Here is an 11,724-nt window from a genome sequence, read left to right as displayed (position 1 = left end):
AAATCTCGATGGCCGCGAGGCCGCCCCCGGGCGGTCGGCCACCGAACAGATGTTTCTTCCTCGGTCTGGTGGCCATAGCACGAGCGAAACACCCGATCCCATTCCGAACTCGGCCGTTAAGCGCCGTTGCGCTGATGGTACTGCGTCTCAAGACGTGGGAGAGTAAGTCACCGCCAGACCTAGAAAGAAACATCGCCCCTTCTCTCTGATACGATGACAAGGCGCGGCCCTCCAAAACCCCCACAGGGGCCAGAGGCCACGCGACATGGCGCGGGATGGAGCAGCCCGGTAGCTCGTCAGGCTCATAACCTGAAGGTCGCAGGTTCAAATCCTGCTCCCGCAACCAACGATACTTGCAAACCCGCCATGGCCGCCGCCACGGCGGGTTTTGCATTTGTGCCCAACGACATCGACAGGATCCCGGCCAAATCGCCGGTGAGGTCGATCGCGTAGCCCTCCGCGCCCGGCGTCAGCACCAGGCTATCGATCAACCCGCGCAGGATCTCCGTTGCTTCGGCGCGGCTGTCATCGGCATTGAGCGCATCGAGCAGCGTTGCCACCTTTTCGCGGTAGAGCTTCGCCATGTCCGGATGCAGGGCGAGTTGAGCCGGCGGCGCGGCCTCCAGCTTCCGCTCTAGTTCGACCTGCCGGGCTTCCAGCTGCTGCATCCGCTCGCGCACGCTGGCCGCCGGCACGCCGTCGAGCAGCGCCTGCACCAGCCGCTCGAGGTCGCGCTTTACCTTTGCCAGTTCCGCTTCGGTCGTGGCCTTCGAGCCGCTTTGCGCCGCGCGCAGCCGGTTGGTCTCGGCCACGAACTCCTCGCAGAACACCGCGAAGAGCTCCGGGTCCATCAGCCGGGTCGACAGCACCGTGCAGACCCGGTCTTCGACCTCGCGCCGCGCAATGGTCTTGCGATTGCCGCAGATCCCCTTGTTGCGCGCGCCCGAGCAGCCGAGATGCGTGGCCGAGATCATCGACATGCCGCCGCCACAAGCCCCGCAGCGCATCATCCCCGACAGCAGGTAGCGGGCGCGTCGCTTCGAGGTCAGCGCCTGACCCCGATTGCCGCGCTCGGGCAGTTCCAATTTTCCCTGCCTCGCCTTCACCCTGTCCCACAGCTCCTGCGGGACGATCCGCAGCTCCGGGACTTCGGTGACGACCCAGGCGCTCTCCGGATTGAGCCGCGACACCCGCCGCCCGGTCTCCGGGTCCTTCACGTAACGCAGCCGGTTCCAGACCAGACGGCCAATATAGAGTTCGTTGTTCAGGATGCCGGTGCCGCGCGCCCGGTTGCCATGGATCGTCGAGGCGCTCCAGCCCTCGCTGCGCGGGCCCCGCAGCCCTTCCGCATTCAGTGCATGCGCGATCGACCGCGGAGACGCCCCGCCGGCATAGTCGCGAAAGATGCGCGCGACGATCCGGGCCTCGGTGGGCTCGACAGCCCGCTCGCCGGTGACCGGCAGCCCTTCGGGGCCAAGATCCCTCATGACTCTGTACCCGAAGCTGTTGCCGCCGCCGGAGCGCCCGGCTTCGACGCGGCCGCGTAGCCCGCGCCGCGTCTTGTCGGCGAGGTCCTTGAGGTAGAGCGCGCCCATCGTGCCCTTAAGGCCGATGTGCCGTTCGCTGATCTCGCCCTCGGCCAGGGTGACGATCCGAAGGCCCGCAAAGCTCAGGCGCTTGTAAATACCGGCAATATCTTCCTGATCGCGCGACAGCCGGTCGAGGGACTCGCAGAGTACGATGTCGAAGCGGATGTCGCGGGCATCTTGCAGCAGGGCCTGAACCCCGGGGCGGATCAGGCTGGCCCCCGAGACCGATCGGTCCGAATAGACGTCGATGATCTCCCAACCCTCGCGCGCCGCCCGCTCGCGGCAAAGCCGCAGCTGGTCCTCGATCGAGGCATCGCGCTGGTTGTCCGAGGAATAGCGCGCATAGAGCGCGACGCGGTGGCCGGTGGTCATGCGGAGCGTCCTCCCTCTCTTTTGCCTGCTTGGTCGGCCAGCCGGATCTCGCTGAAAAACGCTGAAACCTTGCGGCTGGCCTCGCGCTGCCGGGCGCGGATGTAGTGGGCTTCGGTGGTCTCGGGCAGGCGGTGACCGAGCAACGGGCGGGCATGCAGCGCATCCTCGGCCGAGCTCTCGGCCAGCGTGGTCGCGGCGATTCTGCGAAAGCTGTGCGGATTGATCGCGATGCCGAGGAGTCGCTGCGTCTCACGCATGATCGCCTGATAGATGGTGTTCGGTGCCAGCGGCTTGCCATGCGCGCCCGACCACAAGGCGGCCGGATCGCAGGGTGCGGGCAAGGCGGGCCGCACGTGATCGAGGTAGTGCTCGAGACAGAGGCGCAGCCGCTCAGGCAAGACCAGTCGTATTGGCTGCCCGGTCTTCGTCTCAGCGCCCGGGATCTCGAGACGCCAGTCTGTCCCTGTCCGCAGCACGTGCTTCCACATCTGCAGCGCCGTGAAGTTGCGTAGCCGGATCGGCCACACGGTGAGCAGGCCGATCATGAACACGTTGCGATAGCGCAGTGCCTGTTCGGGCGAGGGGCAGGTATTGTCTAGCGACGGCTGCAGCTCATCGAGCACGCGCTGCAGGATCTCCCCGGCCGGCAGGATCCGCGCTCCGGACGCGGCGCTTTGCGGCGCCCAGCTGTCGAGCCGGTTGGTCAGATCCTTGAGCCAGCGCCAGTCCCGATCGGGCGCCATCCGCTGCACCACGCATTTCAGCCCGATGAGCGAGCTCGCGATGGTGCGCGGCGCCAACCGTGCCACCAGGTGGCGGCCGTAGGCCGCAACGCGCTCCTCGGTCAGCCGGTCGGCGGGGTGCAGGGCGGGATCGAGTTGGCCGGTCTCGTTCAGCCAGGTCAGCCAGCGTCCGTAGTGCGCCGCATTCGATTTGCGCGTGGCCGAGGCCCAGTGGCAGGCGGGACCGCGATCGTCGAACAGATCACCCTCGATAAAGAGCGCGGCCCAAGCCTGTCGGTCGATCTCGGGCCAGTCGCTCTGGGCCAGATGTTTGCGCGGGGCGGCCATCTCAGCGCTTCAGTCGCGGATCGCGGCGGGTCTCATCCAGCAGCCGGTTCAGACAGCGGCTTGCGGCGGGGCCTTCGGTGCCGAGATAGCTCTGGTAAGTCGTATTGAACGAGCGGTGTCCCAGATGCCGGCTGACGTCGGCGAGCAGGTCGGGCCGCCGTTCGGCGACGATCTTGGCGATCACGTGCCGGTAGAGGTGCGGGTTGATCTCGATGCCGGCGTGCTTGAGCAGCGGCCGGCTGACCGCGTCGCGCATGGCGTGGTAGCCCCGCGGTCCGCCCCGCTCCCCGGGAAACAAGTAGGGCCCGTCGGAGCCTGGCAGGAGAGAGCGATGCTCTCGAACGAAGAGGTCTAGCAGGGTGATGACTTCGGAGGGCAGCTCGATCTCGAGCGCCGCATGCGTCTTCATCTCGCCCCCGGAGAGCCGGACCAGCAGGCGGTCGCCGGATCGCACCAGATTGGTGTCGAGGCGCAGGCTGCGCAGGTTCTTCACCCGCAGCCCCGTGTGCAGCGCGACCGCGATGGCGAGGGCCCGTTCGACGCCCTTGGCGCGGCGGATCGGGCTCCCGGTCTTCAGGGCACGCCTGAGCTCCTCGTCCGGGAATCCCAGCAGGCGCTGCACCAAGTCCGGATCATAGAACTGCTTCAGGCGCTCGAAGTTGCGCGCGCCCATCTTGCGTCCGGACCTGGGCGCCAGCCGACCGATGATCGCATCCAACTCGGCGAGGTGTGCCTCGTCGAGGTCAAGCAAATTGCGGGCCATGCTGCGCAACTGGACCGCCATCTTGTGCACGGTTTCAGGCGCGCAGTTCCGGTCGACCGTCGAGGCGAACCGGCGCAGGCCGTTCTTGAAGTTCTGTGGTGCCACCAGGACGTCGAGGCCGGTCACCTGCTCGACGTCGAGATGCCCGTCACGGACCAGCGCCGAAGCCACCTTGCGGATCGTGAAGATGTAGCTCTGCACCGTCGATGGCCGCATCGCGCGGACCGGGGTCTTCGGATCGAACGGATCAGAGGTCTGCATGCGACTGGCCCAGAGGTCGATCTCCCGGCCGAGACTTTCCGGGAACTCGTCGAGCGGCAGCATGAAGGTCTCGGGTTTGGTTGGTGAGGACAGGCGGATGTCCGGCCAGCCCTCGACCTCGCGCTGGCAGCGGTTCCAGAACGCAATGGTCTGCTTCAGGATCAGCTGCGGCTTCTTGATGGTACTCTCCTGCTCGAGATGCGTTCGCAGCCTGCCAAGCGTGTCGACCGAGACGCATTCCGGCTGAATGCCGCACTGCGTGCAGTAGCGCGCGAGCCGGTTCAGGCCCCAGCGATACTGCCGCCATGGCACGGTCTCGAGCAGGGCAGTCCATTCGGCAGCGATCGGGGGCCTCGGATCGCGCGGCCGGGCGGCCGCCTGCGCCTCGTCGCGGGCGCGGCCGACGAGGGAGCGGACATTGGCCAACCGCTTCGGGCTGACCCCGAGCCTCGGTGCGCTGAGGCCCGCGAAGAGCTCGCGCAGATCGCGCGGTCGGGCCGTAATACCGGTCAGATCGAGGCCGGCCGTTTCGGAGAGAAAGCGGAAGGCCGACAGGGCATCGCGGCGCCGCGTAGAGACCGGCTGGCGCTCCACCCAGAGGCGGACGTCGTCGAGCGTCTCGCAGGGCAGGGCGGCCGGCACTTGGGCGTCCCGAGCGAGCAGGTCGGAGATGAGATCCTTCATGGTCGGGAAGCTCCGTTGTGATCAGGTCCGGTCATGGGACGTCGGGGGGTATCAGCCGATGCGATTCGGGACATCATAGCGCATTCTTCCCCGCTCGATCCGAGGGGTATGTTGTCCCGTGCTCTAGGAAAGATAAGCCAGATCAGGTGTTTGAAAGTCATGGCAGGTCACTGGCTGCGCCGCGCCGCGATGTAGCGCTGCAGGTCGGCCGGAAGCACATGCACCCGCCGGCCGTCGCGGATCACCGGCAGCTCGCCGGCGGCAATCCGGCGCTGCAGCGTCTTCGGCGAGAGCCGCAGTATCCCGCACACCTCAGCCAGGGAGAGCAGCGCTTGCAGCGCTCCAACATCAGTCTGTTTCCGCATCTTGATCCTCAATCGCTTCTGAGCCGGCAAAGGCCTCTTGGGCCGACAGGCGGGCCAAAAGCCTGACCAGCTGCCGCAGGTGCTCCGAGCCGTCCACCGCAGCGGAGGTCTGTCTCGAAGATTGCCGCTTGGATCGGGAGTGTTGTGCCATTGGCCTGAACCGCGCTCCGTATCGGGGCCGGCGGAGTGCTCGGCCTTCGGAGGTCAGGAGTGGCAGGGGCAAGTCAGGGGATCAGGAGTACATGATTACGAAAGCGGTTGCGTTTCATACTACTTGTGCACCTTCCGGGAGATCTCACATGCACTCCACTGCGTAGGATCTGCAGGTCGTAGCCAGATTAACCTTGAGAATGAGCGCGCTTATACCGCTTCCAGCGCTGCGCTATTGCCGCTTCCGGACAGTGCTGCGCCAGGAGACCTGTCGGCCTCAGAACCTCCACCGCCAGCCTTACGAAACGGCTGGTCTCAGAGGACGGCGCCTCGAGTTGATGGGCTGTGCTGCCGGTGTGGCGGGCATAGATCTCGGCCAGATCGTCCAGAAACATGTCCAGCAGATGGTCCTGGCGAGGCCCGCGTCGACGCGGATGCCGGGCAAGAACTTCGAGGTGGGCGATGCCGTCCCGAACCATGTCTCGGCTGAATATACTCAGATCGTTCCATTTCAGACCGCACAGGTCGACCGGCACACCCTTTGCCCGAAGGTTTCGAGCCGCCCATCTCTGACGCATCAATGCGTTCAGGCGCGTTCGGAGCAGGGGCGTGCTCGACAGTGCGGCCAGCGGATCGTCAGATATTTGAGCCCTCTGGAGCAGTGTTGCTTCGACGGTCGGATCGAGATCCTCGTCTGCAGCGAACGCCCACACGAACGCTATCTCACCATCTGTAGGGCCGAAGACCGCCTCCAACAGCTGACCTATCTCATCTGCGGCGACGTCCGGTTGAGCGAAGCGAAAGCGCACATGGACCTGTTCGAGCGCGAGCGTATTCATCGCAGTTGTCTCCTATTGGGGCTATGTTGCGCAAAATGGGTGATGGCCGACGTGCCCCTTTCCCCAGAAGGACTTATCCTACGGCCTCTGTCACAGGTATGCCGAGCGCGGTGAAGCCGTTGAGCACGGCGATGCAGATCTGGATCTCGGCGACCTGACGGTCGAAGTCCCGCGCCATGAGGCTTTGGCCCAGTAGCTTCACACAGTGCATCTTCGTCTCGACGCGGCTTCGGCGGTGATACCCACTCCAATGGCGTTATAGGGACCGGCCGAGGTATTTAGACGCCCTGAGCGTTTCGTTGCGCGCGAGCGCACCGGCAGTGCGAGGCTTCCAAGGCTTCGCGTTCTTGCGAGTCGGGATGACCGCATGCGCGCCACGGTCTGCAACTGCGTCATGGCACTTGCGCGTATCGTAGGCACCGTCTGCCGTTACCGAGCCGATGTCTTGGCTGCCGGGGATCTGGTTCAGCAGTTCTGGAAGCATGGGGGCATCGCCGACATGGCTCCCCGTGATCTCGACTGCCCGGACCTCCAGTGTTTCCTCGTCGATCCCGAGGAGGATCTTGCGCCACAGGCGCCGCTTTGTGCCGCCGTGTTTGCGCGCGTGCCATTCGCCTTCCCCCTCTGCCTTGATCCCGGTGCTGTCGATCAGCAAGTGCAGCGGACCCAGTGAACCGCGATAGGCGATGTCTACAGCCAGCGCCTTCTGGCGTCGGCATAGGGTGCTGAAGTCTGGCACTGACCAGTACAGGCCGATCAACTGCAAGAGACTTTCGACAAAGCCCGTCGTCTGGCGGAGCGCCATTCCGAACAGCACTTTCATCGTCAGGCAGGCTTGAATGGCGGCATCACTCCAGCTTTGCTGGCGCCCCTCCTTACGCTCGGGGGCGGCGTCCAGACCATGTCGGGATCGAACCAGATCGTCAGGGAGCCACGCTTCTTCAGCGCCGCATTATAATCAGCCCAGTTCCTAGTCTTGTAGCTCGCGGCTTGGGTCTGCTGCTCATGCGCGCCCGCTATCATGCTGCTTCCGAAAGATGAATCCCGTCAGTCTGCTTGCGCAACAGAGCCTTTTGCGGGTGTTGGCGCTACGAGGTGAGGGCGACGGGATCGACCGAAACAAGCGCGCCCTTTCCTTGGACGACCTGGCCGGCGAGCCGGCAAGCGCGCATAATGGTTTCCCGCAAGGGCAGGGTGCCATCCAAACCGTCAAGGATTGCCGCGTTGAAACTGTCGCCTGCCGCGGTGGTATCGACCACATGCGTCAGTGGCGGCACGGCGATGGTCCCGCTTTCGCTGCCCCGGTGGTAATGTACCGGCTCGCTCCCGTTTTTCACGATCACGGTCCCGACACCCGCAGCACGGTATCGCTCTATAGTCGCGTCGGGATCCAAGTCGCTGAACCAACGCGCCTCGTCTTCGAAAGACGGCAGGGCGATGTCGCTCACCCTGGCGCCTTCCATGATGGCATCGGTCATCTCGTCCATCTCGGACCACAGGCGCGGGCGCAGGTTTGGGTCGAAGGCGACACACTTGCCGGCGGCACGCGCCCTACGCAGTGCTTCCAGCAGGGTCTGGCGCGCAGCGGGCGAGAGGATGGCCAGAGTGATCCCTGAAAAGTAGACGAGGTCGGCGGCGTCCATCGCCCGCACTAACGCCTCCGGGTCGTCGGCCAGATGTCGAGCGGCGGATTGGCCCCGCCAGTAGGAGAAACTGCGCTCTCCCCGATCGAGGGAGATGAGATAGAGCCCCACCGTCCGGTCTGGCAGGGCGTAAACGTGGCTGTCGTCGATGCCCGCTTCCCCAAATGCGGCGCGCATCTGGCTCGAAAGCGTGTCGGTTCCGACGGCGGTGCAATAGGACACGGTCGCATCGGGTCGCAGGCGGGCCAAATACCAGGCGGTGTTGAACGTATCTCCGGCGAACCCGAGGCGATATTCACCCGGGATTTCGGTCGGAGCCAGTTCGGCCATGCATTCGCCAATCGAAAGAATGCGTGAGCCCGGTTCGGAACGGGTGGTGGTCATCGTCATCAATCCTCGTGGTGGAATCGGAGGGGTCCGGGCCTCCAGTTTTCCTTGGCGTCATGCCCGCGATCTGCACCACTCATACAGTGCGTCAGGTGTCTTCTCCTCGTTGGACAGGCCGTCGGTTTCGCGGATCCTACGGAAGCCGTTCCTTTCGTAGAACCGGATGGCCGCGGTGTTCTGTTGGAACACCCACAATTGGAGACGATCGTGCCGGTCCTTAGCTTCGCCCAGAAGGATTGTGCCCAGCCCTCGGCCAACATGAGACGGCGACAGGTAGAGATGCTCCACCCAATCGGCCTTGAAGGCGATGAAGCCGACGATTTGCGTTCCGATTTGCGCAACGCGGACCTCACAGGCCGGCAAGACCCTTTGGCGATAGAAAATGCGGTCCTGCTCGGGCGTGTGGAGGTCCGAGAGGAAAGGCAGAAAATGCCTCCGCGACGCCCGCGCGATATCCGCGGCGGCATCGATGTCGGCGGTTGTCGCATCGCGGATCGAAACCCTATCGAGACCCATGTTCGATTCCTTTCGCCGGGACAGCTCCGTTCGTCTGCATCACTCGCACCCGTCAATCCGATCATCGGACGGTGGTCGAGGTCGGGCGGAACCCTCATGACTTCACGGCCCGACACTGAGGTCGAAATGCCGGGCGATTGCGACAGCATTGTCGGCAGGGGACGTGTCTTCGGTCGAGAGGTGCAGGCACGCGTCACGCGGCAGGGCGGCGAATGCGTTACGCTCGAGATGAGCGGCGAGGGCCTCGGCGGAGGAGATCTTTCCTCTCCGTCTGCGATCTTCCTCCTGGACCCGCTCGAGCAGGGTTGCCTTCGAACAGGACAAGTAGACAAGCGCCATGTGTCCGCCGTTCGCGACCACCGCACGCTCATAATCCTTGTACAGCGGGAGGTCGACGGGGTGACTGTAGGCAGCCGTCATGATCAAAGCGTCCATTTTCGTCGCCACGGCAGCCTGCAACGCCACGAGCCGCACATGATGCACGAGGTCCCAAAATTCCGGTGATGAGGTCCCGAAGACAGCCCGGGCGAGGTCGATCGCCAAGTGGTTGTCGATAGCCCTCACGCCCGTGAGTTCGGAGAGCGACTGCGCGACGGTGCTTTTTCCGGTTGCCGGCGCGCCGTGAAGTAGAATCAGTTTCATGGCGGCTCTTTCCGGGGCGTCGGACTCAGTAGTTCCACAGCGTGCCGTCCTCCAGTCTGACGACCGGGTGGCTTCCCGGCGTGTAGTCGTAGCGCGCAGCCTCACGCTCGACGAAGTCCACGCCAAGGCCCGGCGCGTCGCTCACATGCATCATCCCACTCGCTAGACGGTGTTCCGAGGGAAACAGAGCGTCGCATTGGGGCGTGCCGAGCACGAGGTATTCTTGAATGCCGAAGTTCGGCGCCCAGGCATTCAGGTGCGCCTGCGCCGCCATGCTGATCGGCGAGTGGCTTGGCGCGCCGTGAAATCCGGTGCGCACATGGTGCAGCGCGGCCAGGTCGACGATGCGCCGGGCATGAGTGATGCCGCCGGCATAGGTCACGGCGACGCGGATGAAGTCGATCAACTCGTTCTCGATCAGCTTGTTGCACTCCCAGATCGAGTTGAACACTTCACCGATGGCGATGGGCGTGGTGGAATGCTGGCGAATGAGACGCAGTGCTTCCTGATCTTCGGCCGGGGTCGGATCCTCGAGCCAGTAGAGGCCAACCGGCTCGACGGCCTTGGCGAATTCCGCCGCCTCGCGGGGCAGCAGCCTGTGATGTACGTCGTGCAGGATGTGCAGGTCGGGGCCGAAGTGGTCGCGGATCTCCATCAGCGCGCCCGGCATGTAGCGCATGTAGCGCCCGGTATCCCAAGTCTCGATCTTGGGCCGGATACCGGCGTAGTCGGTGATGTAGTTCTTGCCCTCGCCCTCGCCCTTGCGCTCGGGCACCGCGTAGCTGGCCGACGGCATGCCAGGGATCCCGCACTGCACCCGCACAGCCTTGTAGCCCTGCGCCACATAGTGGGCGATCGAGTCCATCAGGTCCGCCAGATCCGATCCGGTGGCGTGGGCATAGACCATCGCACCTTCGCGGCTCTTGCCGCCTAGAAGCTGGTAGACCGGTAGCCCGGCCAGCTTGCCCTTGATGTCCCAAAGCGCCATGTCGACGGCCCCGAACGCGGCCATCGCGACGGGGCCGCGTCGGAAGTAGGCGCCGCGATAGAGGAACTGCCAGATATCCTCGCTGTTGCGCGGGTCCATGCCGATCAGGTTCGGGATGATGTAGTCACGCAGGTAGGCGGCGGGCAGCGTCTCGCGGTTGTTCAGCGTGGCGTCGCCCAGCCCGTAGACGCCCTGGTCGGTCAGGATCTTGAGCGTGACGTAGTTCTTGCCGGGTCCGCCGACGAACACCTTGGCGCCGGTGATCTTCACGGTCTTTTCTCCCGGCGTTCATTCGATCCGTCCAACTCCGTCCAGCTGCAGTTCCGCCGAACCAAGTCGATGATCTGCTGGTACTGGCTGCCTTCATGGAAGGTTGGATAGGCCTCAACCGCCTCGCCGCGGATATCGCGCAGAAACTCCCTCACCAAATAATGCCAGCACTGCTCGGTCTCGCCTGCGACGGCCGGCATTTCCTCGGCGATATCCTGCGGCAACGGATGTTCCCGCCAGGCCCCGTCCCACAAGTAAAGCGGCCCGCTGCCGTAGTGGCCCTTGAGGTAGATCGCGCCCGATGTGCCATAGAAGACGATGTGGTCGTCGTGGAACCGGGGTATCAGGGCGCCATGCCGGAACAGAGCCGAGACGGGCTGGTCCCCAAATGGGCTCTGGAACTGCGCGAGCACCGTATAGGACCATTCGACGTTGCTCTCGCCCCATTCCAACGCGGGGTCGCCCAGATCCTTGGGGATGAAGTCGCGCCGTTTGGTGAAATCATGCACGCCCTCGACGATGGGCGCACGACCGAGATCATCGCGCACCTCTCCAGCGACCCGGAGGATGCGATCGCCGATCACGGATGACACGATGGACAGCGTGTGCGTGAAGTTGTTGTTGAGCCGTCCGCCGCCCTGTTCCGCCCGGTGCGACCAGCCGAAGGGGATGCCGCGCTCAAGATTGAAATGCGAGATGCACTCCACTTCGGTCGGCGCACCGATGGCGCCCTGAGCGACCAGCCGCCGGGCATGCAGGACCGAAGGGGTATAGCGGAAGCTGGCGGCATAGGCGGTCTTGACGCCTTTCGCCTGAGCGATGTCGCGTAGGGCGACCGCCGTTTCGCCGCTTTCGGTCATCGGCTTGTCGACGAAGACGTGGCAACCGGCTTCGATGGCCTGTCGGACGGGGTCATTGTGCGCGCCGCCCGGCGTCGCGATCGACACGATGTCCGGGCGACAGACCTTGAGCGCCTGCTGCCAATCGGTCCCGGAATAAGCGATGCCCTTCTTCGCAGCCACGTCGCGGACAACTCCGGGCGTGCGCCCGACCATGCCCACCACCTCGGCCCCAGCAGCGCGGAACGCGTCGGCGTGGCCCTGGCCGGCGAAGCCGGTTCCGGCAATGAGGACTTTCAACATGTGGGTCTCCTGTTAGGGCATGGGGCCCGGCGATAGCGAGGGA

At 64.6% G+C, this 11,724-nt stretch carries 10 protein-coding genes, 1 tRNA gene, 1 rRNA gene and 1 pseudogene; 2 read left to right on the top strand and 11 right to left on the bottom strand.

Annotated features, from left to right (window positions below):
• Positions 1 to 64: 64 nt before the first annotated feature.
• Positions 65 to 179, top strand: a 5S ribosomal RNA gene (gene rrf, locus BLT43_RS18500).
• Positions 180 to 269: 90 nt separating this feature from the next.
• Positions 270 to 346: transfer RNA gene (locus BLT43_RS18495), tRNA-Met, on the top strand.
• Here the strand turns inward: BLT43_RS18495 and BLT43_RS18490 are convergent.
• The 11 genes and pseudogenes from BLT43_RS18490 to BLT43_RS18440 all read right to left on the bottom strand — a co-directional run bounded on the left by BLT43_RS18490 (position 303) and on the right by BLT43_RS18440 (position 11,681).
• The gene (locus tag BLT43_RS18490) at positions 303 to 1,961 is read right to left on the bottom strand and encodes a recombinase family protein (protein WP_090115330.1); all 1,659 of its coding nucleotides are present in this window, start codon (positions 1,959 to 1,961) and stop codon (positions 303 to 305) included. The two genes, BLT43_RS18495 and BLT43_RS18490, sit on opposite strands and share 44 nt — an antisense overlap.
• Complete coding sequence (locus tag BLT43_RS18485; protein WP_090115325.1) at positions 1,958 to 3,031, bottom strand: tyrosine-type recombinase/integrase; 1,074 nt, start codon at positions 3,029 to 3,031, stop codon at positions 1,958 to 1,960. Before BLT43_RS18485 ends, BLT43_RS18490 begins: the two co-directional genes overlap by 4 nt.
• A gap of 1 nt (position 3,032) precedes the next feature.
• A complete protein-coding gene (locus tag BLT43_RS18480) occupies positions 3,033 to 4,739 on the bottom strand; it encodes a tyrosine-type recombinase/integrase (RefSeq protein ID WP_090115324.1) in 1,707 nt (568 codons plus the stop codon).
• A 167-nt stretch (positions 4,740 to 4,906) separates the two neighbouring features.
• Positions 4,907 to 5,104, bottom strand: a complete 198-nt coding sequence (locus tag BLT43_RS18475; protein WP_090115323.1) for a helix-turn-helix domain-containing protein — start codon at positions 5,102 to 5,104, stop codon at positions 4,907 to 4,909.
• 338 nt (positions 5,105 to 5,442) lie between these two features.
• Entirely contained in the window at positions 5,443 to 6,093 is a 651-nt protein-coding gene (locus tag BLT43_RS18470; protein ID WP_090115322.1) for a hypothetical protein, read from the bottom strand.
• Between the two features lie 73 nt (positions 6,094 to 6,166).
• Positions 6,167 to 7,100, bottom strand: a pseudogene (locus BLT43_RS18465) (IS5 family transposase).
• A gap of 81 nt (positions 7,101 to 7,181) precedes the next feature.
• On the bottom strand, positions 7,182 to 8,120 hold the full coding sequence (locus tag BLT43_RS18460) for a sugar kinase (RefSeq protein ID WP_090115328.1): 939 nt from the start codon (positions 8,118 to 8,120) through the stop codon (positions 7,182 to 7,184).
• Between the two features lie 57 nt (positions 8,121 to 8,177).
• Entirely contained in the window at positions 8,178 to 8,639 is a 462-nt protein-coding gene (locus tag BLT43_RS18455) for a GNAT family N-acetyltransferase (protein ID WP_090115320.1), read from the bottom strand.
• A gap of 102 nt (positions 8,640 to 8,741) precedes the next feature.
• Entirely contained in the window at positions 8,742 to 9,281 is a 540-nt protein-coding gene (locus BLT43_RS18450) for a P-loop nucleotide/nucleoside kinase family protein (RefSeq protein ID WP_090115319.1), read from the bottom strand.
• A 25-nt stretch (positions 9,282 to 9,306) separates the two neighbouring features.
• A complete protein-coding gene (gene manD, locus BLT43_RS18445) occupies positions 9,307 to 10,539 on the bottom strand; it encodes a D-mannonate dehydratase ManD (RefSeq protein WP_090115318.1) in 1,233 nt (410 codons plus the stop codon).
• The gene (locus BLT43_RS18440; protein ID WP_090115317.1) at positions 10,536 to 11,681 is read right to left on the bottom strand and encodes a Gfo/Idh/MocA family protein; all 1,146 of its coding nucleotides are present in this window, start codon (positions 11,679 to 11,681) and stop codon (positions 10,536 to 10,538) included. The genes manD and BLT43_RS18440 overlap by 4 nt, the downstream gene beginning before the upstream one ends.
• Positions 11,682 to 11,724 lie beyond the last annotated feature (43 nt).

Source organism: Limimaricola pyoseonensis, assembly GCF_900102015.1.
Lineage (GTDB): Bacteria > Pseudomonadota > Alphaproteobacteria > Rhodobacterales > Rhodobacteraceae > Limimaricola > Limimaricola pyoseonensis.
The sequence above is the reverse complement of the archived record's forward strand: the minus strand, read 5'-3'. Positions and strand labels throughout refer to the sequence as shown.